Origin of the sequence: Paenibacillus sp. FA6, from assembly GCF_051550225.1 — a bacterium.
Taxonomy (GTDB): Bacteria; Bacillota; Bacilli; order Paenibacillales; family Paenibacillaceae; genus Paenibacillus_AQ.
The window spans coordinates 1,942,262-1,969,248 of sequence record NZ_CP188820.1 but is presented as its reverse complement, the minus strand read 5'-3'; the positions used below and the strand labels follow the sequence as shown (position 1 = coordinate 1,969,248).

At 41.0% G+C, this 26,987-nt stretch carries 25 protein-coding genes and 1 pseudogene; 3 read left to right on the top strand and 23 right to left on the bottom strand.

All coding sequences use genetic code 11. The features are described 5' to 3' along the window. Positions 1 to 16: 16 nt before the first annotated feature. On the top strand, positions 17 to 568 hold the full coding sequence (locus tag ACP8HI_RS09155; protein WP_438350786.1) for a TetR/AcrR family transcriptional regulator: 552 nt from the start codon (positions 17 to 19) through the stop codon (positions 566 to 568). A gap of 945 nt (positions 569 to 1,513) precedes the next feature. Here the strand turns inward: ACP8HI_RS09155 and ACP8HI_RS09150 are convergent. The 4 genes from ACP8HI_RS09150 to ppsA all read right to left on the bottom strand — a co-directional run bounded on the left by ACP8HI_RS09150 (position 1,514) and on the right by ppsA (position 5,762). Further along, complete coding sequence (locus ACP8HI_RS09150) at positions 1,514 to 1,912, bottom strand: VOC family protein (RefSeq protein ID WP_438350785.1); 399 nt, start codon at positions 1,910 to 1,912, stop codon at positions 1,514 to 1,516. A 180-nt stretch (positions 1,913 to 2,092) separates the two neighbouring features. Beyond that, on the bottom strand, positions 2,093 to 2,515 hold the full coding sequence (locus tag ACP8HI_RS09145; RefSeq protein WP_438350784.1) for a VOC family protein: 423 nt from the start codon (positions 2,513 to 2,515) through the stop codon (positions 2,093 to 2,095). 220 nt (positions 2,516 to 2,735) lie between these two features. Then, positions 2,736 to 2,840 carry a DUF6254 family protein gene (locus tag ACP8HI_RS09140; protein WP_015735743.1) on the bottom strand — a complete coding sequence of 35 codons (105 nt, stop codon included), beginning with the start codon at positions 2,838 to 2,840 and terminating at the stop codon, positions 2,736 to 2,738. Positions 2,841 to 3,104: 264 nt separating this feature from the next. Next, on the bottom strand, positions 3,105 to 5,762 hold the full coding sequence (ppsA, locus tag ACP8HI_RS09135; RefSeq protein WP_438350783.1) for a phosphoenolpyruvate synthase: 2,658 nt from the start codon (positions 5,760 to 5,762) through the stop codon (positions 3,105 to 3,107). 107 nt (positions 5,763 to 5,869) lie between these two features. Here ppsA and ACP8HI_RS09130 point away from each other — a divergent pair, with 107 nt between their 5' ends. Beyond that, positions 5,870 to 7,078: a sugar efflux transporter gene (locus ACP8HI_RS09130; protein ID WP_438350782.1), complete on the top strand. Its 1,209-nt coding sequence runs from the start codon at positions 5,870 to 5,872 to the stop codon at positions 7,076 to 7,078. Between the two features lie 196 nt (positions 7,079 to 7,274). On the opposite strand, the gene ACP8HI_RS09125 is transcribed toward ACP8HI_RS09130, so the two are convergent. The 16 genes and pseudogenes from ACP8HI_RS09125 to ACP8HI_RS09050 all read right to left on the bottom strand — a co-directional run bounded on the left by ACP8HI_RS09125 (position 7,275) and on the right by ACP8HI_RS09050 (position 23,153). Beyond that, entirely contained in the window at positions 7,275 to 8,273 is a 999-nt protein-coding gene (locus ACP8HI_RS09125) for an NADP-dependent oxidoreductase (protein WP_438350781.1), read from the bottom strand. A 127-nt stretch (positions 8,274 to 8,400) separates the two neighbouring features. After that, positions 8,401 to 9,474 carry an alkene reductase gene (locus ACP8HI_RS09120; RefSeq protein ID WP_438350780.1) on the bottom strand — a complete coding sequence of 358 codons (1,074 nt, stop codon included), beginning with the start codon at positions 9,472 to 9,474 and terminating at the stop codon, positions 8,401 to 8,403. Positions 9,475 to 9,512: 38 nt separating this feature from the next. Beyond that, positions 9,513 to 10,211, bottom strand: coding sequence for an SDR family oxidoreductase (locus ACP8HI_RS09115; protein WP_438350779.1), 699 nt, complete (start codon positions 10,209 to 10,211; stop codon positions 9,513 to 9,515). A gap of 260 nt (positions 10,212 to 10,471) precedes the next feature. After that, positions 10,472 to 11,050 carry a TetR/AcrR family transcriptional regulator gene (locus ACP8HI_RS09110; RefSeq protein ID WP_438350778.1) on the bottom strand — a complete coding sequence of 193 codons (579 nt, stop codon included), beginning with the start codon at positions 11,048 to 11,050 and terminating at the stop codon, positions 10,472 to 10,474. Positions 11,051 to 11,330: 280 nt separating this feature from the next. Further along, positions 11,331 to 11,456 (bottom strand): annotated as a pseudogene (locus ACP8HI_RS09105) (hypothetical protein); the annotation flags it as partial. A 154-nt stretch (positions 11,457 to 11,610) separates the two neighbouring features. Continuing rightward, positions 11,611 to 12,504: a hypothetical protein gene (locus ACP8HI_RS09100; protein ID WP_438350777.1), complete on the bottom strand. Its 894-nt coding sequence runs from the start codon at positions 12,502 to 12,504 to the stop codon at positions 11,611 to 11,613. 16 nt (positions 12,505 to 12,520) lie between these two features. Beyond that, positions 12,521 to 12,763 (bottom strand): hypothetical protein, encoded by a 243-nt coding sequence (locus ACP8HI_RS09095; protein WP_438350776.1) that lies wholly within the window; start codon positions 12,761 to 12,763, stop codon positions 12,521 to 12,523. 904 nt (positions 12,764 to 13,667) lie between these two features. Continuing rightward, positions 13,668 to 14,195, bottom strand: coding sequence for an adenylyl-sulfate kinase (cysC, locus tag ACP8HI_RS09090; RefSeq protein WP_438350775.1), 528 nt, complete (start codon positions 14,193 to 14,195; stop codon positions 13,668 to 13,670). Positions 14,196 to 14,213: 18 nt separating this feature from the next. Next, positions 14,214 to 15,068, bottom strand: a complete 855-nt coding sequence (locus tag ACP8HI_RS09085; protein ID WP_438350774.1) for an STM4011 family radical SAM protein — start codon at positions 15,066 to 15,068, stop codon at positions 14,214 to 14,216. Beyond that, positions 15,065 to 16,441: an STM4012 family radical SAM protein gene (locus tag ACP8HI_RS09080; protein WP_438350773.1), complete on the bottom strand. Its 1,377-nt coding sequence runs from the start codon at positions 16,439 to 16,441 to the stop codon at positions 15,065 to 15,067. The genes ACP8HI_RS09085 and ACP8HI_RS09080 overlap by 4 nt, the downstream gene beginning before the upstream one ends. A gap of 20 nt (positions 16,442 to 16,461) precedes the next feature. After that, entirely contained in the window at positions 16,462 to 17,247 is a 786-nt protein-coding gene (locus ACP8HI_RS09075) for an STM4013/SEN3800 family hydrolase (protein ID WP_438350772.1), read from the bottom strand. Positions 17,248 to 17,284: 37 nt separating this feature from the next. Then, a complete protein-coding gene (locus ACP8HI_RS09070) occupies positions 17,285 to 18,484 on the bottom strand; it encodes an STM4014 family protein (RefSeq protein ID WP_438350771.1) in 1,200 nt (399 codons plus the stop codon). A gap of 2 nt (positions 18,485 to 18,486) precedes the next feature. Then, the gene (locus ACP8HI_RS09065) at positions 18,487 to 19,329 is read right to left on the bottom strand and encodes an STM4015 family protein (protein WP_438350770.1); all 843 of its coding nucleotides are present in this window, start codon (positions 19,327 to 19,329) and stop codon (positions 18,487 to 18,489) included. A gap of 163 nt (positions 19,330 to 19,492) precedes the next feature. After that, on the bottom strand, positions 19,493 to 20,800 hold the full coding sequence (locus ACP8HI_RS09060) for an MFS transporter (RefSeq protein WP_438350769.1): 1,308 nt from the start codon (positions 20,798 to 20,800) through the stop codon (positions 19,493 to 19,495). 616 nt (positions 20,801 to 21,416) lie between these two features. After that, on the bottom strand, positions 21,417 to 21,575 hold the full coding sequence (locus tag ACP8HI_RS09055; protein ID WP_438350768.1) for a hypothetical protein: 159 nt from the start codon (positions 21,573 to 21,575) through the stop codon (positions 21,417 to 21,419). 189 nt (positions 21,576 to 21,764) lie between these two features. Beyond that, positions 21,765 to 23,153, bottom strand: coding sequence for an RHS repeat domain-containing protein (locus ACP8HI_RS09050; protein WP_438350767.1), 1,389 nt, complete (start codon positions 23,151 to 23,153; stop codon positions 21,765 to 21,767). 314 nt (positions 23,154 to 23,467) lie between these two features. Between ACP8HI_RS09050 and ACP8HI_RS09045 the strand changes: the two genes are divergently transcribed. Then, positions 23,468 to 23,734: a hypothetical protein gene (locus tag ACP8HI_RS09045; protein ID WP_438350766.1), complete on the top strand. Its 267-nt coding sequence runs from the start codon at positions 23,468 to 23,470 to the stop codon at positions 23,732 to 23,734. Positions 23,735 to 23,856: 122 nt separating this feature from the next. Here ACP8HI_RS09045 and ACP8HI_RS09040 read toward each other — a convergent pair whose 3' ends face one another. The 3 genes from ACP8HI_RS09040 to ACP8HI_RS09030 form a co-directional block, all read right to left on the bottom strand. Continuing rightward, positions 23,857 to 24,564 (bottom strand): DNA alkylation repair protein, encoded by a 708-nt coding sequence (locus ACP8HI_RS09040; protein WP_438350765.1) that lies wholly within the window; start codon positions 24,562 to 24,564, stop codon positions 23,857 to 23,859. Positions 24,565 to 24,700: 136 nt separating this feature from the next. Further along, positions 24,701 to 25,873, bottom strand: coding sequence for an MFS transporter (locus tag ACP8HI_RS09035; protein WP_438350764.1), 1,173 nt, complete (start codon positions 25,871 to 25,873; stop codon positions 24,701 to 24,703). A 315-nt stretch (positions 25,874 to 26,188) separates the two neighbouring features. Next, positions 26,189 to 26,974: an ABC transporter permease subunit gene (locus ACP8HI_RS09030; RefSeq protein ID WP_438350763.1), complete on the bottom strand. Its 786-nt coding sequence runs from the start codon at positions 26,972 to 26,974 to the stop codon at positions 26,189 to 26,191. Between the last annotated feature and the right edge of the window lie 13 nt (positions 26,975 to 26,987).

Sequence of the window (26,987 nt, the reverse complement as noted above, 5' to 3'; positions counted from 1 at the left end):
CTAGTAGGAGAGAAACATGAAAAAGCAACCCCAAATAACGGAGAAAACAAGACAAAAGTTTGTAGAAGTTTTTTGTGAGTTATATAGCCAAAAGCCGATTGAGAAAATTTCGGTTCAGGAAATTGCGAATAAGTCAGGATATAACCGCAGCACCTTTTATCAATACTTTACTGACATTTACGAATTGTTAGACTCTGTTGAAAATGACTTATTGAATGACATAAAAAAAGAATTGGCGAATAAAGAGCTATCGATGCATACGGTTCAAGAAACGCTCTATTGTCTGGACAAAAGAGAACATCTCCTGGTTCTTAATGCCCTTTTGGGTGATTATGGAAGTACCCGTTTTTTAAAACGCTTAAAAAAAGAAATCACTTTGGGTCAAATAGAATTAAACGTTCCGCAAAACCATTCCTTAACGCCATACTTAATTGAGTTTTACCTGACAACTTCCCTTTCTTTATTTCGTCTTTGGCTCCAGCGTCAAAAGGATTTATCGTCAGAAGAATTTTTCAAGTTAGTGGAGAACCTATATTCAAGAGGGATTACGCCCTATTCTAAAGAATGAGTCTGTCATTCAAACCAAATCCATATGTTGTATAACAATAAAAAAGCGCGCATAAGCTTGTTTACACAATATACTCCATAAAGACTGACCTAACCTACTCTTAAGGGTCCGCATTCTGTAAATACAGACTTCTGCAAGTTTTTCTTCAGAGAAATTGCCTCTATTTGTGATACGGTTCACCGAGATTGATCTTAAACCTCCTACCCGTTAGCTTAATGAAGCTTCGTCAGTCTAATACTTTATTTTTCAGTCTAGAACTTTATTTTTCAGTCTAGAACTTTATTTTCTCCTTACAAATGGCGTAAATATTGGTTCATATGTTGCTTTCATAATATGCTTTTCCTCCTTTAGTAATTTTTAAATGCTTTCTATAGTAAAAGTCGAAATTCCATCAATGAACACTCTCGCATGATTAATTGCTTTTATTGCTGTTGGGGCAGAAAAAGCAGCATTCATACTTTTTTTGTCCTTGAACCAAGAACGTTACTATTCTCAATATAACCGGCTATAAAGTCTCTTTAGATACTTTGTAAGCATCAGTAAGTAAAATAATGGTCACAATGTAGGTAATTTTATGTCAAAATTTTATAATGTAGGCAGTTTAGTGCATTTTAGCGTGACATTAATTTGCCTACATAAAAATAAAAAAGCCTGATTTATCAGGCTTTTACAGATACTGCTTATGTAGGCACATTAGTGTCCTTGGACATACGGACATATGAACTGGTTTATTTGATGATCAGAATATAGTCCGATTACCGCTATATCTCTTCTCTCAGCGTATAAAAAAGGCTGATCTGCTGTGCGACTTTTTTAGCCGTAACATTCCCTTTTAAAAAGTAAAGCAACCGATCATAATATCCGGTTGCCTTTGTGTCTTGATTGTACTAACGTTCTCCGTTAGTGCAATGATTAGCTTTTATTCAAGCTTAAAGGTTATTCATATTAATTAGGCAGATTTAGTTGCCATGAAACTCCGAAGCGGTCATTTAACCAACCGAATTTTTTACTGAAACCATAATTGCCTAAAGGCATAAGTGCTTGTCCACCTTCATTGAGTTTTTGAAAAAGATTGTTCAATTCTTCTTCAGTATTACAAGAAACATATATCGAGAACGAAGGTGTAAAGGAAAACTGATGTTTTACATTACTGTCAATACACATAAATTCTTGCCCATTTAAGTTAAAAGTTGCCTGCATTACAGTCCCTTCGTCCCCAGATTCATTAGCTCCATATCGAACAATTCCTGTAATTTGAGAATCCTCAATGAGTGATGTGTAATAATTCATCGCTTCTTCTGCCTTGCCATCTTGAAACATTAAGAATGGTATGACCTTTTCCATTATAAATCTACTCCTTTTCATATTTATTTTCTAAAGTATAATTCATTCCTATTAGTATATCCGTTTTTCAACTAAACTGCCCATTAGCGAAAAAGACCTGCCGATCCATTGCTGTCGGCAAGTCTTCTCCTGATGCTTATTGAGCTATTGTTACCCGTTAGTTCAGTAACTTCAGCGAAGTTATTCTGTGATCTCCCACTGTGGATTCCAGACTATTTCCCACAAATGTCCATCGGGGTCTTGAAAATAGCCTGAATATCCACCCCAAAAAGTATCATGCGCCGGGACTGTTATAGTAGCACCAACCTTCTTTGCCTCTGCCATAACCTTATCAACTTCTTCTTTACTGCTTACATTGTGCCCAATAGTAAATTCCGTAGGACTTGGCATGGTTTGATTAAGCTTTGTATCATGGGCGATATCCTTACGGTTCCAAATTGCGAGCCTTAAGCCTGCTTGTAAGTCGAAAAAGGCAACGGCGCCATGCTCAAATTCTGTGCCAACTATACCTTCCGTCGATAGCCCCAGTCCATCGCGATAGAACTGCAAAGACCTTTCCAAATCATCTACGCCCAATGTAATTACCGTAATTCGTGGTTTCATACGAATGCCTCCTGATACAATTTATCATCTGCCTATAATTATGGAACACACACGTCATAATAACAAATAATTCCTACAGAATAATTACTTCAACAAAATTCCGCCATTTTTTATTACGTTAAACTGCCCATTAGATTATTACAAGAACGAAGACAAAGTAAGAAGACTGTCGGTAAACTTCGCCGACAGTCCTTCTCTTCCAAGCAGTATACCCCTCATCCTATTCGCTGGACAATTCCTTGAGCGATTTGATTTTACCATGGGGATGCTGTTCTTGCTTTCGTGACTTCCAGGCAGCTTCTTTCCTTCTCTTCTGGTGAGCCATAACAGATATCCTCCTTTGGAAATTGAGATGTATACCACTTTCTTATTCTGTCATTCCTCGTCTCTGTTCATTCATATAATTAATTTGTTGGATTTTTGGTATTGCTTAGTGTAATCACTGTTCCTCTTTTCAGTCCAAAAGATGCTGGAGGTGCCGTTCGCTTCCACCTGCTTTGGACTTTCGAACTTGAGCCCTTTTATCCATGACAGGTTACATTTAATGCCGTCCATTATGACAGAGGCTCTTACTTGACGTATTCAGCCATTACAATATTTCGATATAGCCTTCTGTTCCATGCACGCGTATTCTTTGCCCATCTTTAATCAGTTTGGTAGCATTCTCCACTCCGACAACTGCTGGTAAGCCATATTCACGCGCGATAACTGCTCCATGGGTCATCAGTCCACCAACTTCGGTGACCAGGCCTTTAATAGATACAAACAATGTTGTCCAACCAGGGTCAGTAAATACGGTGACTAATATATCTCCATCTTCTAGATCAGCATCATCCATGTTTAAGATGACACGTGCGCGTCCCTCTATAACTCCAGAAGAAACAGGTAGACCTACAATAGATCCGGCTGGGAGATTTTCTCGTTTGTACTCACCCGTAATGATTTCACCATCAGACGTGATAACACGTGGTGGAGTTAGTCTTTCATATAATTTGTACTCGTCTTTTCGTTTGCTAATGATCTGTCTGGTCGCAAGCTCTGCTTGCTGCTCGACCAAGCAACCCGGGTAATCTAGTTTATTTGTGCTTACGACTTCGCGAACTTCTTCAAAAGTGAGATAGTATATATCTTCTTTTTCATGAATAACGCCCGCTTGCACAAGTTGTTCGGCTTCTTTTAGTAAAGACTGCTTATAAACGAAGTAGCGATTAACCATGCCGTATTTTGGATATTCTCGATAACCGATGAAATTCCGGATTAGGTCGATCATTTTTTTTGTTTCTTTGGCTTTTTGCTCACCATCCGGTAATTGCTTCAATCGATCTAATAACTCTTGTTCTTTTATAAAAGCTTCCTGTCGCCCTTGCTCAAATTTCCGATTGCTAGCATTAGGCTCAAAGTTTTTGATATTACTAAGAATCATGGGGACAAGTGTAGTTGGTTTTTCGCTCCAACGAGTTTTAGTAATATCGATTTCTCCGCTACATCGCATTCCGTATTTGCTGAGATAATCATAGAAAGCGTCTTGGGTTTCCTGTCCACCATCAAATTTAACCAGTTCTTCCAAAAAGTTATCATCTTTTACATGTTGTAAATAATCAATTACTTCTGGATAGGGACGAATCACATCTGCGACATCCAATAGCGCCAGACCCATTTCCGAAGTAATATTGTTGGGTACAGATTGAGAAAGCGTATCTGCTACGTTTTTTTCACCTAACCACTTGTTCATTTGTTCATTGATCCATAATGAAGCATCCATAGCAGCCATAATCACACCAAGACTTTGTGGGTTAAATAACATCTTCTTTAATTGCTGAATATCTTCAAGAATAAAATCAACTAAATCTGATCCTGATTTCGTTAGGATGTTTTGTTGTAACTCTTCTATCGATGTTTGACTACTCTTAATCAAATCAGTAACGATTGTCGGATCGTTGTCGATTGGTGCTTGTGAACCCGCAGACGATATACCCTTATTGCTTTTACTGGGACTCGGTACTTTTTTATCATTTGGTGACGATTTTATAAAATCTTCTCGCTCTACAATGGTCATGAGTGCGTCTTTGATGAGCGGATCGGATTTTCCCAAGGCATCAATTATCATTGTACTGCTGACAGGTGAAGCAAGCATTTGTGTGACATCAACAAACAACCTCCCACCAGCTTTACGCATGGGTGCAGGAGTCGTTAACAGGTAAAAAGACAATCCCAATGGTTTCATGGGGTCGGTCATCATTTGTTGATGACCGACAGATACATAAACATGATTCTCTTGATCATTCGCTTCAGGGATTGGGTATAATGTAGTGATTGGCCGACTCTGGACAATATAAAATGTATCATCAACCAAACACCATTCGATGTCCTGGGGGGAACCAAAATAAGCTTCGATCTGTCTTCCTATACGTGCCAATTGTAAAATTTGTTGTTCAGGGAGTGTTTGAGCCTTTTGCTGTTCGAGATCGAGCTGCCGGGTCTCTGTTCCGCCTTCTTTAAGTCCATAGATAGCCAATTCTTTGGTTGCTATCCTCTTATCGACGATTACCTCTTCCTGCACTTTATAACAATCGGGAGATACCAAACCGGAGACCAGCGCTTCTCCAAGTCCATAACTGGCATCGATGGATAGCAACTTTCGGTTATTAGTAATCGGATCAGCGGTAAATACAACCCCTGACGCCTGTGGGAAAACCATCCTTTGAACGATAACGGATAAATAAACTTGACTGTGGTCAAATTCATTTTGCATACGGTAGATTACAGCGCGATCCGTAAATAGAGAAGCCCAACATTTGCTGATATGCTGTAGGATGGCATCGACGCCGATGATATTCAAATAGCTGTCTTGTTGACCAGCAAAAGAGGCATGTGGTAAATCTTCAGCAGTCGCACTAGAACGCACTGCATAAGCATGTTCATCACCTAACTGGGAGAGATAGTGAGTAACGGCTTCCACAACATCCGAAGGAATTTCTACTTCCATAATGATCTGCCTGATCTTCCTACTGATCTCACCAATTTGATCTCGATCTTCTACTGTTAGCATTGATAGTCTACCCAACAAAGCATGATACGTTTCGTTTTGTTCGATGGCTTTTTGATATCCGAATGTTGTAACACAAAATCCTTCGGGTACGTGTATTCCTTCTATTTTTGATAATCTCCCTAAATTCAACCCTTTTCCGCCAACGAGCAAAAGCTGCGTATTGTCCAATTCCTGAAAACCGAGAACCAAAGAACTCATTCAATATCGCTCCTAACCTTCAAATATCATATAACATTGCTGTCTTTTTCAAGTATACTATAACAAGATTGACTATCTAAACAAATATAGAGGAGTAACTTCACATCATGATTAAACGGCTCACTGCACTATTTTCGATTCCCTCTTATGGCTTACTCTTTTTATGTATGTTACTGCAGGGAATGGCTATTTCACTCAGCGCACCTTTTTTATCCATTTACTTCACGGAACAGCTTGGAGTATCTATCGGGATGTTTGGTGTTTTTCTATCCGTCACGTTAATTGCGGGGGTATGGATCAGTACGCTAATCGGGAGACGGTCTGACCTCGGCTTGAATCGAAAAAGCATTTACCTTGTCGCCACACTTTGTAATGCGCTAGCTTATAGTGGATACTTACTCATTCAGGATTTTACGATCTTATTTATCTACATGATTGTGTTCACTGGTCTTGGTGCACCAGCGATGGCTCAATTGTTCGCCATTTCTAGAGAAGCAGTGAATAAGAGTAATTTTACTGAGCATGCGTTTGCTAACACCACCTTACGTTCTGCTTTCTCTCTCGGCTTTATTTCAGGTCCTTTAATCGGTACTCTGCTTATCGCTACTATTGGGTTTAAGGGGATCTTCTCGGGTACGATCGTAGTTTTCCTGCTTATTGCTTTACTTGTGTTCCTATTTCTTAAATCAAATACAGCACTGAAAGGAAATGCTAAAGTAAAAGTTAAAAATTTCCGGCTGAGTCAGAACCTTAGTATTCTGATTCCTTGTCTGATTCTAGTGCTCATGTATATCGCTCACTGGACGAGCACCGTCAATACCGCCCTCTTTATTACACACAATCTAGGGGGATCGACAAGCGATGTCGGTCTAATCAGCAGTATTTGTGCTGCGCTGGAAATTCCTTTTATGATTATGCTCGGTCTACTCAGTGCAAAGTACAGTAACCGAGTCTTAATGATGTGGGGGGGCATTCTAGGAGCAGTTTATTTTCTCGTTGTTATTTTCTCAGGTGCGATGTGGCAGATGATTGCAGCCCAAGTTCTGCTCGCCGTTTTTGTTGCCGTTATTACAGCGATTGGCATTAGTTACATCCAGGATCTTCTTCCAAGCATGCCTGGGTATGCATCCACGCTCTACTCTAATTCATCCACGATCGGTAGACTGATTGGCAGTCTTGTTGGCGGGGGATTAGCCAGTATTGTAGGGTACAGGTATTCATTTGTGTTCTGTTTCATACTTATCATTATTTCTGTAATCATGCTTGCGGTAAGCGGACGCCACTCTGTAAATGAACCATCAAAATTAGCGGTTTAATCCGCCTTTTTTTGCTTCATACATAATTTTCTAGCTCGTCCTATTCTAATGTGAAGATAATGGGTTTATGCGTATTAATAGAAGACTGTCGGTAAATTCCGCCGACAGTCCTTCTCTTCTGGTGAGCCATGACAGTTATCCTCCTTATGAAAAATGAGATGTACACCACTTTCTAGTTTATACAGTACACATTGTTTTAAAAGGTCACAATCACTTTTCCCTGGGAGTGACCCGTTGAGACCTTAACTAACGCCTTATTGATGTCATCGAACGTATATGTTGAATCTATAGAGGGCTTAATATTTTCATTTTCAACAAGTTTAGTGATTTCTTGTAATTGACTTCCATTGGCGTGCACGAATAAAAAATGATATTCATTTTGATTCTTACGTGCTAATGAATCTAAGCGAGCACCCACTAAACCAAACAATGCTTTTTTCCACATCGGAAAATGATTGTCAACCGCAAAGCGATAATTAGGTCCAGCTTTCAATGACACCAATTTTCCTTGTGGTTTTAAAATACCCAGTTCAGCTTTAATCTCTTTGGTACCCAAGGTGTCGATCACATAATCGATATCGGATAGTATGTCGGCATAGTTCTCTGCCTTATAATTTATGAATTGATCAGCCCCGATGGACAGTGTACGTGATCTGCCTCTTTCACTGCCACTTGTAATTACATATAACCCCATTGATTTGGCAATGGGGATTGCCATAGCACCGAAGCCGCCGGTTCCTCCAGGAATGAATAGTTTCTTATTCGGCTGGGCATCGAGTACGACGTGTAAGGCTTGATAAGCAGTCAAGGCAGTAAGGGGCACCGCAGCAGCTTCAATGAAAGTTAAATTTTCAGGAATGATAGATAAGGCATCTTCATTCACGGCCGCATATTCTGCAAAAGCACCGATTTTAGCAAGTGGTAACCTCGTATACACAGGGTCACCAACCTTGAAATTCAAAACCTCATCGCCAACAGCTTCAATAACACCAGATAGTTCATTTCCTAAAGTTAATGGCAACTTATAGTCGGCAATCAATCGAACGCTACCATTCAAATTAAGAATGTCGAGTGGGTTTACACCTGCAGCTTTTACTTTTACAAGTACTTCGTGGCTATTGATCTCTGGTATTTTAACATCATTCAGTTCCACTTGGATTATCTTAGAATATTTCTGTATTTGTGCTGCTCTCATGTTTCATCCTCTTCCTTTGTTAATTTTGGGGCAGAACACTATGAATGCAATCATTGAGTATTTGTAGATAAATAATGGCGCACAACTTTTCCGTTGTACGCCATTATTTAGTGTCTCTATTACTACCTTATTGGGATTCTAATTCTACCATTGTGGGATAATCCGTATAACCTTTGCTTCCCAGACCATAGATTGTTGTGGGATCTGCTTCATTCAATGGCGCACCTTTTTGAAGTCGTTCCACTAAATCTGGATTAGCTAATGACCATACACCAACAGGCACCAGATCAGCAAGGCCATTATCAATATCCACGCTGAGATCCTCCAGAGATCGTCCAGCACGATTGACTAACAATGGCTTCGTCCAGATTGAGCGAATGTCTTGGAGCAGTTCTTCGTTTCCAAGATGCATGATATGGAGGTAAGCTAAATCCAATTTAGCTAATTCTTTTACAAGATAACGATAAAGTTCAGGACCTTGTTCACCATCTTGTATCCCACCAAGAGGTGTCCCTGGCGAGATCCGGAAACCTGTTCTTTCTGCTCCAATTTCTTCAACGATGGCTTTCGTTACTTCAATCGCGAAGCGAGTACGATTTTCTATAGATCCCCCATATTCATCCGTCCGTGTATTCGAATTTTCTCCGATAAATTGATTAATCAGATAACCATTTGCTCCATGAATTTCAACGCCATCCGCACCTGCTTTAATAGCCGCAGCAGCTGCTTTTCGGAAGTCGGCAATGGTCGTTTGAATATCCTCTTTACTTAACTCACGCGGAATGGGGATGGCCTGCTTACCTTTAGCGGTAAATATTTCTTCACCTGGCGCGATTGCAGATGGTGCAACAGGTTGACGATGATGTGGTGTATTGTCTGGGTGCGAAATGCGACCGGCATGCATTAATTGGATATATATATATCCACCTGCTTCATGCACTGCATTGGTAACCTTTTTCCATCCTTCAATATGCTTATCCGTATATATTCCAGGTGACAATAAGTACCCTTGACCATCATCAGAAGGTTGTGTACCTTCTGTAATAATGAGTCCCATTGACGCTCGTTGAGCATAGTAAAGGGCTGTTAATTCTCCCGGTGTACCATCTTCATTCGATCTACTACGTGTCATTGGTGCCATTGCTAAACGATGAGGTAATTCCAAATTCCCAATTTTTGTTTTGCTCCATAATTTATCCATTTTTAACACTCCTCTTTAAAATTCGTTAACATTTTGTATTAGGACAGATGTGGATATATCGCAGATACTCCACCGGAAAGAATACTTTGGATATGTCTGCTCGTGTCATCCGCAACAATTTCAAAGCTGTCGGATTCTATACCGTCAATAGCAATTTTTGCGATGTCCGCAGGGTTGGACTTGGGAACTTCTAAGCCAGACGTCATGTCTGTTTCCATAAAGCCCACATGTAATCCAGACACTCGCACATTTTGAGAATACAGATTTATTCGCAGGTCGTTCGTCAATGCCCACTCCGCTGCCTTTGCAGCCGTATAAGCGCCGGCAGTTCCTGAACTAACCCAAGATAATGCAGAAAGAATATTCAGAATCGTGCCGCCGTTGTTATTTGCTAGAATCGGTGCAAAAGTTCGAACCATTGAAAGTGTGCCAAAGAAATGAGTATTAAACTCCAATTGTATTTGGTCAAGATCACCGTCAAGCAAAGAAGCGCCTGTAGACGATCCTGCATTGTTGATTAAAAGTGTAATATCTTTAGCAACCTTAGCGGCTGCAGCTACCTCTTGAGGGTTCGTAATATCAAGCTTCACAGGTATTACACCGGGAATATCAATGGACTCTGGATTTCTTGCCCCAGCATAAACCTTAGCCCCTCTCGATAGAAGTTCAAGCGTCAGATGCCGGCCAAGACCTCTATTCGCACCGGTGACAAATACGATTTGTTCAGAAATTTTCATTTTTAGATTTCTCCTTTTGTTATTTGGTATAGGTACAACAAATTCCTTAAAGTATTGGGCGGAGGGAAATCCAAGCATATGGGAATGATCATTCTAGAATGGTCATAAGAAAGATCCCTTCATGAAGAGGAATTTGTTGTCTCACCATTCTAGAACGATCGTTCTAGAAACCATATAAGGAATATTATCCTCTTAGGGGTAAGCTTCACATCAGAGCTTATACTTACACCTATAAGAACAATCATTCTAAAGATATTCAACTATTTAATTAAAAGTTTGATGGATATGTTGGCTATACGGAGTAGTTTTTCTTTGGCAATGGAGGTTCTTGTCATTACCCTCAATCCAACACATACTGCATGCATATGCTCCGCCAGCTCTGCAACATCGTAAGCTGAGGCGAATTCTCCATTCCGCTGCCCCCACAGAATTATATCCTTAAACATTTGCTCTGATAGTGTAAACGATTCAGTGGATTTGGAATCTACTTCGGCATCGCGCATTGCCAATTCCACCGCCGAATTCACCATTAAACAACCAGAAGGTGAGTCTTCTTCACCATATATCATGAAATTAATAATCAACTGAAGAGCTTCCTCGGCAGTCTCGGAGCGTTTAATTACTCCTGTAAGTTCCGTATTAATTTTAGCACGAAAACGATCCATTGCTTTAAGAAAGAGCATATGTTTGTCGCCAAACGTGTCATACAAGCTTCTACGATGGATCCCCATATGCTCCACCAGATCAGTCAAGGATGTCTTCTCATAACCTTGTTCCCAAAAGAGCTTCATCGCCTTATCCAGTACTATGCTCTCATCGAATTCTTTGCTTCTTGCCATATCATTTCCCTCCTGCCATTGTCAATATAACATATTGAGAACGATCAGTAAAGAATGAATAAATCATAATGCTCATTCAAATTATGATCATATGCAGTGAAACGACCTATAGTTCAAGTAAGTAAGCTCCGCATTCTCTTCTTCACTTTATCTGTCATTATCCCCTTAAATAATGTCAGGGGAACAATACAGGTTCTTGTCCTATATCGTTAAAATAAAAAAAGTCGCTGTTATGTTGAAAGGGTCTTGTGCAGGCTTGAGCGCCTATTCGACTGACTTCAATGCCAAGTAAGCTCAGTAAAATATTCTCCCGGTAAATATACATCGTTACTTCCTTGTCATAAAAGACCAGCACCTTGATTGTAGACAGCTCTCGAATCCGTTCGGACACATTGATATTGGTCATGGGCTCAAGACCGTACAGTTGGCCAGCTTCTCCGTGACTATAGCTTCCTCGTCCGTAAGCGTCCGTCCGTGTCCACTCTTTCGGTCCCGCATTAAGATATCGGTGCTCCAATCATCCATTTACTTGGAGTTCTCCCTCAAGCTGTGAAAATCTTCTATAAACTCAACCTCTGTTGAAGTATAACTGCTAGATCTTCAGCCGTTTCCCAAACAATTGAACGGATATCTTTTATTTGTACAAAAAGCTTATCCGCATCTCTACTGTGCACAGTCCATATCACCGGGATGTTCATACCGAGAGCATATCCCGCTGTAAAATACACTTCAGGGGATTGTCCGGTTAAATCCGCGATAATCAGTTTACTGTCGGCGATAAGCTCTAAGGAATACTTTTCGCGATTATGAGTATTCGTATGTGTAAGCAAGCGCGGTTGATAACCGCATTGCTCGATTTTAGGCAACAGCTTGTCCAGCCAGACTGTGCGCAAATCCTCTTCATCTGAGATGAGAACGAAGCAAGGCTTTAATTTTTTTCTTCCGGCGCTTGCGGAAGCTTCACGCCATCCCTTTTCCGTAAGTTTAAAGGTCATACCTTCCCTGATGAGCAGTTGCTCGTTACTCAGTTTATCAATGATATATACCAGCTCTTGCAGATTGAGAGAATACGTCAGGTTATAACTTCTGGAGAGTGGTTTAATAACAACCGGTTCCCCAGAGCCTTCGGAATGTCTGTACAAATATTGCAGTAGACGGTTTCCCTTATCTTCAATGGTCATAGGAATGTTCGGAGAATTTGTAATGGATTCCAAATCGTCAGCCGATAGGGTGACCTTTTCATCACAATCTGTCAACTCCCGAATATAAGCCGATACTAAATGAAACATGTTACGTTTCTTTTGGTGCGGGAAAGAATGAATAGGTTCGTAGCTGTCTCTCAGTAGGCAATAGAACCCTTCGGGAGAACAGGAACAGCCTATATATCTATCGTAATCGCCTTCCGATTGAATGGAGACAATCTCATCGCAGAACAAACAATGTTTCTTAATCATGACAACTCATCACCTCTTAATCAATTGATATCACTACCTTAACAATATTTTTTTGAAAAGTAGACAAGAAGATATTTCCTTGTGATTCCATTGCTAATGTAAAAGATGTCGGTCCTGTAATGCCAATTACAGTGTGAAAGATGAAAATCAGAATGACTAACATCTTCAACGGTCCATGTAAAAAGACATCTATTAAGACAACCGTCCCAGATATTAGAGCTAATACAACACCAATATAAAGAATATTTTCTTCTTTCAATCGCCCTGATAAAACTTTACAACTTGAGCCCCTAAGATTAAACCTATGCCATTTAAAGAAAATAGCATGAAAAAAACTTGTATAAAACGTAAAAGAATAAATACTGTGATGTTCGGAGCGAATGCACAAGCGAAAGAGGAGAGAGTATACACGATTTTACATATCAATGGTAAACGGGCCAATTGCAGAAAATACTGCAAAAAGTAAAGCGAAAGCAAGTGGATATTTAACAGTATTTCGATAAGATCCTATTGCAGTTTTGTGCTCAATTAAACCTTATACCGGTCTTAATCTGTTGTGAAGTAAATTAAGAACCACTTTACTACCGTTCCATAGAGCCAACACTAACCACCGTATGGTATAAAGCCTGCAACGGCTTTTCGCAGGAATATGACACTCATCTGAACAAGTAGGTAGGAAGAATGTCTTCTTCTGATTCCACAGTCTTAAGCTCCTAATAAGAGGGATTGGATCGGATGAAGTGGAGAAGTACGAAGCAGCGCAGATGACGGAATTGTCCTGAAGAAGCGATAGCGTTCGCCTTTACCCTCTGATTTCAACCGCTATGCGGTATATAATCAAGAAATCGGAGGGGAACAGTGATCGTAAGGACAATCCGTCATCGTAGCGTTCTCCTACACAAGCCTTTGTCAAGCACTAGTTCTGGTTTTGAACCTTTTTAGAATTCCTTCTAATAGTTTTTCTAACTTTTCTTTTTCGCTGGTAGTTAAATGCCCATAAATGACAGTGTTTATTTTTTCTGAGATAGCATTGAAAATTGGTTCCAGTTGAAGCCCTTTATATGTAAGGTGAATTAGAGTTACTCTGATGTCTATGTATTTTCAAGGAGAAATTTTATCTAAGTCTCCCCCTCCTATCTTGTTCACTTAGCGACTTATTCTGTTTATACAGAATAAGTCGCTAAGTAGTCCAATATCTGGCGCACATTCGAATCCATACTGTTCATGTGCGTATGTATCGTGATTTCTGGATGCACCGGCGGCTCATAGACATCAGAAATACCAGTAAATGCTGCGATCTCCCCTTTTATTGCTTTTGCATATAAGCCCTTCACATCTCTGCGTACACACTCCTCCAATGGACAATGCACATACACTTCGACATATGACTCCAGCGCTACTCGTGCATAGTCCCTCATTTCCAAATAAGGCGTAATCATAGAAATGATCGTCGTAACGCCATTGCGGTTCAGCAGCTTACTAATATAGACAGCACGACGAATGTTTTCTAGTCGATCTTCTTTGCTGAATCCAAGCTCTCGTCCTATTTCGCGTCTAAGGTCATCGCCATCCAAACATTCGACCTTAAAGCCACTTTCTCGAAGAGCCGCTGTCAGAGCTAATGCTGTCGTCGTTTTCCCAGAGCTTGGAAGTCCTGTTAACCATATTGCGGTTCCGACCAATGTGCTCAATGCGCTGTTCCCCCTTTACTACATAAATGCGATTCGTTCGAGTAATCGTTCTCCATAAATAGGGTCTAACTGCTGCCCCTCCATATGGATGTAGCCGATATAACAATCACATTGCTTCATACGGCACGGGCGTTCTTTAGAGATTTCTTCCAGCCCATCCCTATACAGATTTCCAATCACTTGGCGATCCTTATAGCAGCGCTTAACGCGCCCGTCTCCCTGGACATAAAACACACTTTGCCCGGCACGACACGGCATCCCCATACTGTCATAATCTTTAGCATTAAGGACAAAATGAGGGTCCATTTGGGTCAAAAACGCTATTTCCTCGTCAGAATAGTAATTTGGTCTATCTTTATAAGCGTTAACCCACATATAAACATCTTTAGGCAATGCCTTCCTTATGGAAGAAATGGAGTCGAACGCACGCTTAACACCAACACAGCCTACACTGAACGGAATTTTTTGGGTATAGAGCTTGCCGCATTGCAGTATAAATCGCTCTTCCTTCGTCTGTCCAGGATGGTAGGTTGCCCAGAAGGCAGCCGTCACTGGATTTAAATCGCGTGTCCAATCGAGCTTAACGGATAAATTAGTTTGTATAGCTACTTTAAGTACATGCGGCATGTGGGACAGCTCAACCAAGGCTTCTCTGTACCAACGATGCGTAAGTCCTTCACCATAAGGATTAAAAAACACGGACAGCTGATGTCCGCTGTCCACTTGATTCCTTACCCAATCGACAAATGTCTGCACCTGCAGTCGATCCTTAGCTAATGTCTCTTGGCTATCCGTGTTCTTGCTGAATGGACAGTAGGGGCAGTCGTAATTGCATGAGCTTAAGCTCCCACGAAAATAAATCGTCGTCTTCATGAGAGCACACAGCTGTCCATGTGAGCCCGTATTTCTGGAGAGATGAACCAATCCCCAATAGCATCGGAGTACATAAGACCTTCTTTCGTCAGCCGCAGCACCTCATGCTCGATAACAGCAAGCTCTGAATGTAGTAGCAAGTTCAACTCAGGATAATCATCGAGAGCTGACGTTGTGAATCGTTCCGCATAGTTGCCTAGTGCCAAGCCTTCCGTATGAAGCAATGATTGTAGTATTAAGCGGCGCTGCTGGTCGTCCTTGCTCAACACAATGCCGTAATCTGCCAGCGTGTAATCGGTTGTGGCTACATAGTCGGCGATAATGCTTGCTGTTGCTGAACGCCCTACGCTGTAACGCGAGGAATAATGGACGGAGTTTGTGTAAGAACGTGCGCCGCAGCCGAGTCCGATCATGCCTTCATCGTGACAGCCATAAGGAAGCAATGGTTTCTCCGAACCCGCTTCCGCTTTAGCAAATCTGCGCATAGAATACTGAGTATACCCATGTTCAAACAAACGTTCCTGCGCTGCGTTATAGAATCTTAATCTCTGATCCTCGCCACTTTGCCTTATCTGCTCTGGCTTTATAATCGTGAGTTCACGTGTGTATAGCGGGTAAATAAATATCTCCTCTGGCTCATAAGACAGCGCCCTATCCAGCGAATACATCCATGACTCAATGGTTTGACCAGGAAGACCGTAAATCAAATCCAAATTAAGGATCGGAAATTGGTATAGCTTGAGCTGTTCCAGAGCTCTCTCGACTTCCTGCGGCTTTTGTGGACGGTAGATAGCTTCCGCTTCCGCTTCTACGAAGCTTTGAATACCCATGCTGATCCGATCCACCTGCCAGCTTTTTAAAATGTCTAGGCGTTCGGAGGTTACTGTTTCAGGAGAGGTCTCTACCGAGATTGAAGCTTGGGTCGGATCCATGCCTATCACATTCTTCGCAATTTGAAACAACCGATCAAGCTGGGCAGGTGCAAGTAAAGTCGGCGTTCCACCTCCGATAGCAAATCTAGCAATCGGCTTATTCTGAATGAACGGAGCCCACTGTTCAGCTTGTCTTTCCAAAGCATCCACATATTCGGCATGTACATCAGCTCTCTTGTCAGGCAACGTGAACAAATTGCAAAAGCCGCAGCGAGCCCCACAAAACGGGATGTGCATATATAAAAAGAATGTGTCTGCCAATTCCTTGTTCCACAGCTCGGAAAGCGGCAGCTTCGTCTCCAATTTTCGATAGGAAGTTTTGTGCGGATAAGAATACAGATAGGATCGGTAAGGATCTGATGCCAGGCTGTTCTTCCAGCTACGCAGAGTATCCGGATTCTGAATGATGTCCAAATAATTAGGGTAGGCCGTATGACTCATAATCATTTCCTCCTTTCATCTTACACAATAAATTCGTGATAAGGCACGTTCCATACGACCTCGTGTGCAAGTCTATGGCCGTTGTAGCCATCTTCACCGAAGGCGGTGCCATGATCAGAGAACGCCATACAAAATACGGGTCTTTCCCGTTCTCTGAATGCCTCAAACAATCGCCCAAGCTCGCCGTCTACATATCGGAGTGCCGCACGCTGCGTCTCTACCGAGTCTTTCTTTGCCCCTGGTACATAATAATGATTCGGTCCATGAATCGCTGAAATATTCATAAACATAAACAGGCGTTCTGCCTTATCCGAATTTTGCAGCAGCTTGATTGCATGGTTTACCTGATGCTCAGTAGAGCGTTGATTCGTCACCCCAAAGGTCATCCTCCAATAGCTTTCCTGAAAATAGCTGGGCAGCACTTTTGCTAGAGGATTTTTTTTCGTAAAAAAGATAACTCCGCCAATACAAATAGTACGGTAGCCCTCTACCTGAAGTCCAGATACGATATCTGTTGAATCGAATTGCCATGTATACGGATGTGTCTTTAATCCCGTATTCTTCGAGTGAAATAATCGAACATGCTCTGATTTGTCTGTTGTAGCCGGAGTCGGAAGAAATCCGCCAAAGAAAGCATGATGCGCCGCATAAGTGAAGCTACCCGGCGTGTGCCGCAATTCCCAATGGCCGCGACCGCACAAATTCGGACAGTTTTCTTCCTCCATTACAGCGACATCATAGCGCAGCGTATCTAGTGTAATCATGAGAATATCATGACTTCCTACAATTTCATTCATGTTAAACATCGTGGTGTTCCCCTTCCATTTAGATAGTCGGAGGGAGTTAGATCATTCTCATCTCCCATTCATAAGGGGTATATCCTTCATAATGACTATCATATAATAAATCTCCGAATGGATTAACATCCAATACATGAGGGCGATTGGAACCGCTGCTCAATAATACATCAATTCCAGCAACGGTAGAACGTGGAAAAACCGATAACGTTTTTTCAGCACATTGTCGCACGGTAGCTTGAAGCTTATCAGGCAGACCAATCTCCTTCAAGCTCAAGCGGTCGCTATCGAGATGCAGATTCGTTATCGGTGTTCTGCTTGCTCTGGCAATGCTATGACAAGCCTTGCCTGCTACGACAAGTTGCCGAATATCGAAAGTGCGATTCTCATAAGAAGCTTTCGGAATCCATTGCTCCACATGAGCGCCATGTCCTAATAACCAGTTGATGATTTGGCGTATCGTACGGTGTTCTTTGTAGTTCACCAGTTTTTTTACGTTATAAAATAACGGAGGTCTGGCTTGGTAGTTCTCCACACCTATTGTAGTTACCGCCGATTCTGCTCCTGTAACGGGGTTTACTTGATACGCAATGACACCGCATGCGCCAGAACCTGCTGCTAGCTTAATAAATAAACGGTATGTTCGTTCGCTAGCCATAGCATCACGCAGCGTATCATAATCTGGAATGGCTTCCGGTGAGGCTAATCTTCTAGGCACTGGTAATCCCGCTGCTGATAATATCTCGTGTGTATACCTTTTATCGAACATTGCCGCTATATCCTCAGGAGCATTCATCCATCGTGGTGTATTCCACAGTTGTATTGCCTCCCTGTCCAGTCTCGACAATAGCCTGCAATATCCGCGAAACCACTGTGAAGGATGATACAGCTTACCCTTAATTTCCTTCATGCTTCGGGCCATCTTTGCCGAAAAAGGCGAAACAGCGTTCTTGTTGTACCTAAGCCAACGGTCGTCTATATCGGGGATTTCCGCATCAGGTGTGCCAAGTGCAATAAGCTCGCGTTCTACTTCAAAATGCTCCCCTGGTGCGTCGATCCGCAGCAAGGGCGGTTCGTCCATTGTTTGTCCCAAAATTTGTGCAATCGAACTCAAAGATACTCTTCCCTGCAGCACATCGATATAATTCAAAACAAGGGCTGGGGGCAACCCCAGCCCAGCTCTTGCCGCTTGCAGTCCAGCTGTTCTTCTGTTATCGGAATTGCCAATGATAATCATCGATTTCATCGTTATTCCGTCAAGGAAGGATAGCGATAATCCTCGTCGTCATCATCCTGCTGATCGCTGATATCTACCTTCAGGCTTGACTGCTTCCAACGAATCATCATCTCATCCGACATATAATGATAGCTTAAATCAAGCAGCTCAAGCTTCTTTACCTTCTCACTTTGGATAAGTGCTTCAGCCCCCTTATCCGTCAACGTTCCCATAGAAAGATCCAACGTATGTAATTGATCAACAATCGGTGCATTAGCTACAGCAATAGCAATTTCATCTTGAATTTCACTATCTTTTAGACCAAGATAGGTAAGCTTAGGGAATTTTCCAGGCTCGATCAGCGAGAGTACATCTTCCAGGCTGGCATCAAATCCATACTCGTCAACCCCTAGATAAAGCTCCAGCTTCTTCAAGTTTTTAAAGCTTCCTTCGCTGATACTAGTAATGATGTCTTTTCCAAGTCCACCGCAAATAATAGTAAGCTCCTCCAGCTTATCATGGTGAGCTGGATCAAGACTAAGCTCTGTGCTTCCTTTAATAGTAAATGATCTAAGCTCGGGATAAGCAGATAGAATCGGTCCAAGGTTGGATTGATTAATCCAAGAGACTTCACATTCTTCAAAGGACATATCGCCAATAAACAAGCTGCGCAGCTGCGGAAAACGGTCTTTCAACCGAACAAGCGCTTCAACAATGTCACTTGAATCATTCTCGTATGCGCCGCCCCAGTCACCGATGATGAGGCTCTCAAGCTGTAAGCTCTCATCCTTGCCGGCAAGCTCCTCTATTAAATCTACTATTTTGATTCCTTTCTCGAATTGATCATAATCGACAGATAGTTTACATTCGGACATAAAAATACCTCCCAAAAACTTTTTTGTTGCTTCCTTCGGAATCACGATCATACCTGTACTCTACTACGTCTAATTGAATAATAATGACTTGTAAAGTATATCATAAAAAAGCCATTTCTCTAATATGAGCAATGGCCTATATTTAGTTACATCCATTTTGAAATTAGTTAAACGGAATATTTTGCGATGCTGTTACATTTCGTTTGCTTAGAGACCATATAACGATTGGAATAAGTAACAGTGCAAGTCCACCCCCAGCAAGTGAAAGGGTTGCATAACTTGAATATGATACAACCATACCGGACAGTGCTCCACCTGAGGCCCCAGCAAGTGCAATTAACACATCGATGGTACCTTGAGTTTTTGCACGAGTTGTTGGATCAGTTGCATCTACAATGATTGCGGTACCGCTGATTAAGCCGAAATTCCAACCGATTCCCAGTAAAGAAAGAGCGACGATGAGTACCAGCATCGAATCTGGAGGAGCAATTGCCGCCACAATACCTGCAAGTAATAGAACTACCCCAGAAGTAATTGACATGGCAGTACGACCAAACTTATCTACTAAAACACCAGTTATAAGTGAGGGTAAATACATCGAACCTATATGGATGCCGATAACTAGTCCGATGTCTCCTAGGCTATGACCATGATGTTTCATATGTATCGGCGTCATTGTCATAATCGCGACCATGACGATTTGAGTCAATACCATTACTGCTGCCCCTACAACCAGTCCTCTGTTATTAATAGGCGTTTTCTTATTGTCGACTGCCGGTGCACGTTGTACGTTATCTTTGGCTAGCTCTCTGGCGACAAGTAATGGATCGGGACGGAGAAAGAATAATAAAACTAACCCCGCCAAGATGAAAGCTAAGGCAGCTAAAAAAAACGGGCCAGTAAGTGCTGGAAAACCAATTGCTGTGGCAAATCGGCCAGTAACTTCAACTGTATTTGGACCCGCAACTGCGCCGAATGTAGTCGAAACCATCGCAATACTAATTGCTTTGGCGCGTTGGTTCGGCATTGCCAAATCTGTTCCTGCATATCGCGATTGTAAGTTCGCTGCCGTCCCTGCTCCATAGATAAGCAACGATACGAACAAAAGCGCTACACTATTCACTTGTGCGGCCGCTATGACGCCGATCGCTCCAAGTCCTCCGGTTATAAAACCTCCGGCAAGTCCCAACCGGCGCCCATGTCGTTGTGACAGTCGTCCTACCAGCAAAGAAGCTACAGCAGAACCAAGCGTAAGCAATGCGGTAGGAATACCTGCATAGCTTTCTGAGCCTAACATATCCTGCGCAAGCAGCGCTCCTACCGTAACCCCGGCTGCAAGTCCTGCACCTCCAAAGATTTGTGAAAGGACAATGATGAGTAAGGATCTTTTATATAGCTTCCGTTGCATATCTGTGGAATCGACGTAAGTACGATTACTACTGTTTGTTGTACTCTGGGGTTCATGCGTCATCGCTTAGAACCACCTTTCTAGTTATTGTTAATATCTTACTATGTAAGTTCTTAGATCATTATAACAGCTTATCTAGATGGTTAAAGTCAATCATTTGTAACTGAATTAAGTATGTGTAAAAAGTTTTAATGGTCGTATACAATTTTGTCAGCAATTATTGTTAGATGGTATGAATTCCGGAGAGTTTAAGCAACGTGATTGTTTAAGCTTGGCTAAAGTATTAGTTTGAATCAGGTCAGGAGGATATTCAATCATCGCATCTAAAATTCGCCGAGTAATTTCTGCCTTGCATTCAATCGGTTGATATGGAAGTATGGGGGATTAATTACAAAAGTGAAATACTTTCCGCTGAAGTTTCGGAGAGTGGATCTTAGTTGAACAAAACACAAAGCTGTCTCTTAGATAACAATGAGGCAGCTTTATGTTTTGCCTCATAGTTTGGATTTGACTTGTGCTCAAGGCATCGCTGTACGACATGTAATTTTACTTTTAATGAAGTAGGACTTCGTTTAGACATTAGAAAAACTCCCATCATGTAGTAGTAGAAGTTTTTGTTTTTTCTACTGTCTACTATGATGGGAGCATATCATGTCACACTCGCATGTAGTATTTAAAATTAACCAATAAGTTGTAATAGGAACCTACCTGAAATCAAAACAGCGATAATAAATAAAAGTAATACAAATTTAATCTTTTGATTTTCAACAAATTTAAGTACCATTCCTACAACTACAAGATAACTAAGAAAATAAACGATTCCTCTGACTCCACTCATGAAGAACATCATCACAATCATGGTTCCACAAATATCAAAGTGAACGATCTTTTACCCACTGTCACTTCCCTTTTTTTGTTATATACCAATACCTTTTTTCGATAGTAATAGGACCGTTTGTAACAACTACCAGATTGCTGATTTGACCCGTGGCTGTACTTGTTCTCCAAATGATATGTCTTTCATCACCTACATCGGAGTGACAATCCATCCGCTGCTCTCAATTCCTGTCTGGATTGCTTCGGAAAATGCAACTCCTCCAGCGTATTCAAGCGTTTTCTTTATAACTTCATTTGAACCTTTAGTTATCAAATTAAATGCATAGCCTGCACTTAAATCCAAACTGGCTTTCCCAAAAATTTGTTGTCCCTTATCTGAAGGACTGTACTTATTAGACTGAGTATAATATTCATATCCAGACTGCATTTCATACAGTACATCTCCATTCCCTTTAATTCTAACTTCATGAATCTTTGTCTTATCAGAACTTTCAACATAAGAAACATATTGATAAGGGGCACTTGCTTGCAATATTCCGCTTACATGTGAATATTGCTTTCTAATTCGCTCTGCTTCTGCATTCGCGGCTTTCATCCCTGCTTTATTATTGGAGTCATTGGCTAACATCCATTTTGCTTTTTGATCATTTATTAGCCCATTCACTCTCCACATTTCTGAATCCACTCCTATTGCTACATGTCCACTTGGATCAATATACTTTAACGGATTATTAAACACATACGAATAAAGATTCAACGTAAGCGGATTATTCCATTCCCCTTCATACGTATCCTCATTCAAAAACCGCCCTACACTAGGATCATAATACCTCGCCCGCAGGTAGTAAAGCCCTGATTCCTCATCGTAGATTTCTCCGGCATACTTAAATGAATTAGTTACACCTTCTGTTTGGTTCGTAATACTACCCCATACATCATAAGCGTATGAGTTGACAACTGTACCGGTAGTATCGACAATTTGCACGACATCGCCATGTCCATTATACAAATAATAATAGTCCTTCGCTGTGGTACGATCCTTCTTAACTAACAAGCGGTCTCCCCGTATATAGGTTGCCTTCTGCCCGTTACTCTTGGATTCAGAGACCACTTCTCCATTTCCATTATAGTTATATTGTGTTTTTACGGTACCCGTCATTTTTTCGTATCTTAATCCATTAGGAAGATAGTTTATTGAAGTTAATATATTATCATTGGTAACCCCGGTTAATGTATTTTCCAGGTCATTGGTATAACTTGTATTTGTAAACTCTGAAAGATTTATAGATGTGTCTGATACACTCTGCCGATTTCCTTGCAGGTCATAGGTATAGCTTGCAATGCCACCTCCGTCAGGACGTGTAATACTGGAAAGTCGATTTAATGCATCATACACATAGTTTGTCGTCTTTCCTGCTCCATTATTTAGAGCTTCAGTCACAGAAGTTATATTTCCGTTGTTATCATAGAGATATGTGTACGAGGAAAGAACTCCTGATCCTTTTTTATTTTGTATTGTCCATAAACGATTTAAACCATCATACGTATACTCTGTTTTCAAAGCTCTTCCGTCAGTCAACGTAGGGTAGGTGATACTTTTTACTTGTCCTGTTGGATAATACTCATAGATAGCATTTACCGTTGCAGCACTATTAAGAGCTGAGTTCCCATCCGTTTGGACTCTATCCAGGCGCTACATGCTGTATTGATAATTAATATATAAACTACCTATCCCGCTATGTGTTAGCGTCAACCTAGTGGCTCTATTCGCTTTATCATAGATGTATGCTGTTGAAGCGGAGTACCCTGTTGCTTGAGAAGAGAGTGTTGTTATTCTCTTCAAGGTTGAGAGACGTCGACCGTTTAATAAACGAAAATCTGGGGTGGAGCAGTATGGGACTAGCCATGGGGGATACCGGAGTAGACGTCAAGGTGAAGAGGATCGGACATCTCGTTAGTGTCGGCATGTTTGAGCAGGGCCTTGATAAGAAATTCACTCATTTCGAGGTGAGTTACTATGGTTATGGAGAGAGTGTAGCTGTCACCTATGATATCGCGGGTAAACAAGGTATGTTTATTGAAATTCCTGAGGAAGTGATATATGGAGAAATGGTATTTTACGGGAATGATGAGTACATATTCGAAACGTACTTCTATTGAGTACAATAAAAGGCTGATCTTTAATAAATAAAAGATCAGCCTTTTTCTAATTAATGAACTTGGCCCATATTTAAATACTGTCGTAGTGAATGAGGTAATGTCACTTGTGGCAAAGCAAACGTTTAACACCTTACATGTTTGCGTTTGAAACCAATTTTCCCTTTATCTACTGCCTTTTGAATATTTTCGGAAGCGAGTAGAAACTTGCTTTTTGTCTTGTCCTGTTGGACTTCTACTGGACCAACTGCCTTTGCGGTCTCGTCCGCCTTATCATGAAGAGGCAAATAGGATACCCCCACTGTGTAAAGATAATTATTCATAGCATATTTTGTTCGTTCGGGAGAATCGTGAATCGTATTTTGTACAATTTCAAGCATATTGGCAAGTTTGCTTTCGGAAAATTCACCATCCGGTCGGCTACCCAAAAGCCAACAGTAACAACTCCAGCCCGCTGACATTTTCAGTTCTTCGCCGCTTGCGATCCATTTATCGGCAACTTCTTGTGCAATATCTGTTTCTGCCAAAGTTATTGCCACTACAAAATCGGAAAGCATATAAAAATAAGCCGAATCTATCCATCGATTAAAATCAGATTCAGTCATTGCTTTTGGGTCTGCAATTACGCCAGCAAAGTACATGGCGTCATAATTCCCCGTGCTGTAAAGCTGCTCAGCCAAAGGTTGGTTTTTTTTAATTTTCTTGGCAATGGGCTTCATTTGGCCTGTAGCCACACCAAAAAGCGGTTCGTGCGCGCCATTGGATACGTATATCTTCTTGGTTCGTTCCTTGCTAAGTCCTTCAAGCTCCTGCATAACTATTTCGAAATTCATTGTTAACACTTCCTTATTTTTTGAAGGATCTCATCCATTTTATCATAACCACATACTCGAGAGCGATAGTGAACTGTATTTGCCATTTTTCCAGCCAATAACAACTAGTTGTATCCTAATGAAGATGAGAGGAATGTTATAGAACCTTACGTCTGTAAGCTACGTTAACCATTTCAGAAGATACCAACATGATACTAAAAAGGATGAGCAGAATAATAGGTATCATAAACATTCCAAATTGGCTTGCAATAATCCCCATAAATAATGGAATTAGTGTTGAACCCGTATAAGCGCTTGCCATTTCAAGCCCAATGACACTTGAAGAAGCTTTTTCGCCAAAACGTTCCGGAGTTGAATGTACAATACTTGGATAGATTGGTGCTCCGCCCAAACCCACAATCAATAGGGCTCCCGCAGAAATCCAATACGGAACTGGCAAAACAAGAATCAAAAGTCCAAAACAACCAACGATTCCACCATATCTTATCAAGTTTTTACTAGATATGTTAGTCGAAAGAAATCCTGATATAATTCGTCCGATGATGATTCCAATAAAGAATAAGGAAGATAATGCTGCTGCTGTGCCTGGAGAAACCCCTTTATTCCCTATAAAGAAGGATGCCATCCATAGACCAGCGGCTGTTTCCGAACCATTGTAACAGAGCATGGTAACCATGGACATCTTAACGCCTGGGATTCGTAAAGCCTCCCTGTTGCTGATCAGTTTCTTTTCGTCGCTTCCTTCTTCCATTCTCCCCTTCTCGAAGATCTTCCATAAGGACAACGACGCCAATAATATCACCGCTATAGTAAGCATAAGTAATCCTACAGTAACGTATCCTGCACGCCAGTTGTTATCTTTGTTCAGCCAAAATGACATTACAATTGGACCCGTAACTGCTCCCACTCCCCAGAAACAATGCAACCAACTCATATGTTTGGCTTTGAAATGCAGAGCTACATAGTTGCTCAATGCAGCATCCACGGAACCTGCACCTAAGCCCAAAGGAATAGCAAGAAGAATTAAAAATATGAAATCTTCTGAAATAGAGAATCCAAACAAAGCAATCGCCGTAGAGAGTATACTGAACAATGTTACCTTTCCCGTGCCGTATCTGTGCAACAATTTGCTAGCAAATAAACTCGATATTACCGTACAGAATGAGACTATTAACGATATGTAACCTGCCATTTCTGTTGTGGCACCAATGTCGTGTTGCATAATGGGCCAAGCGCTGCCTAGCAAAGCGTCTGGCAATCCTAGACCTACAAATGCGAGATAAATAATTAGTAGTAGTAACGTAACCATCTTGGTTCTCTCCTCAACTTATGTAACTTTATTACATTATTTATGTTATCTATTGGAATTCACCTCTGATTCCAACTTCGAATCGAATCACAAATATAATAATATTGATATTTTCTTATTGAATCTTGCTATATTTTGATTGAATACAACAATATTATGATATTCTTGATTGACTCCAATTTGTTGTTGTGTTCCTTCCTACCGCGGCAATGATACCAAGTTCTTGTCCTGAGGAAAGGATAAGAACTTGGTATCTTAAGTATGAGAAGTGTTATGGGTATGATCCTAGGACTACTTGAGCTTTCGTTAATCTTCTTATAGAGGTAAATCCTTTTCCTTAAAGACACGTATGCCAATGACATAAAGTACAATACCTACAACACCAAGGATAATTAATTGGATCAGATAATTGCCATTGTTTATGATTGCATTTGTATCAAATAGTGAATTCAGTGACAGATACTTAAATCCCTCCAGGCTGCTATCGACCTTCCCCATCATTTCAAAGAGAAAGAAAGCAAGTGGTATACCTGCACCAAAAGCCAATGAGTTTTTTGACAAATTGAATATACAAGAAGACAAGAAAGATATACTGCTAGTTGCAAACATTAAGAGAAATAAGCCTACATTTAACATAATGAAATCCGAAATATTAAAATCAATAACACTCTGGAAAATGTGAATAGATGAAACACCAATGATTGTTATGATCGAAAACATGGCCACCAACGATGTGATTAGGTAGAATGCCTGCGTTCCGACTACTACGCTTCTTTTTGTAGGCGTTGATAGCAGATAAGCCATGGAGCCTCTATCCACCTGCGCTGCGATAAGACTGTTAGCGGTCATAATAACAAATATTAATGGTAAAATAACACCATGTATCGAATAAAAAGTTTGAGCGAGCATGCCAAGGAATGAAGTTGATCCTAAAAGACTAGCAAGTGGCGTGTCCATCACCATCTCCGACATGCTAGATAGCGTACTTGGATCGAAAACGGCAATGAGTACGGCACATAAAACACTCATGATTATCGTAAAAATAAGCCACAACTTAACATTGGCTTTCAATGTTTGTTTAAAGATGGTTTTACTAAACATTAGTATTCTCCTC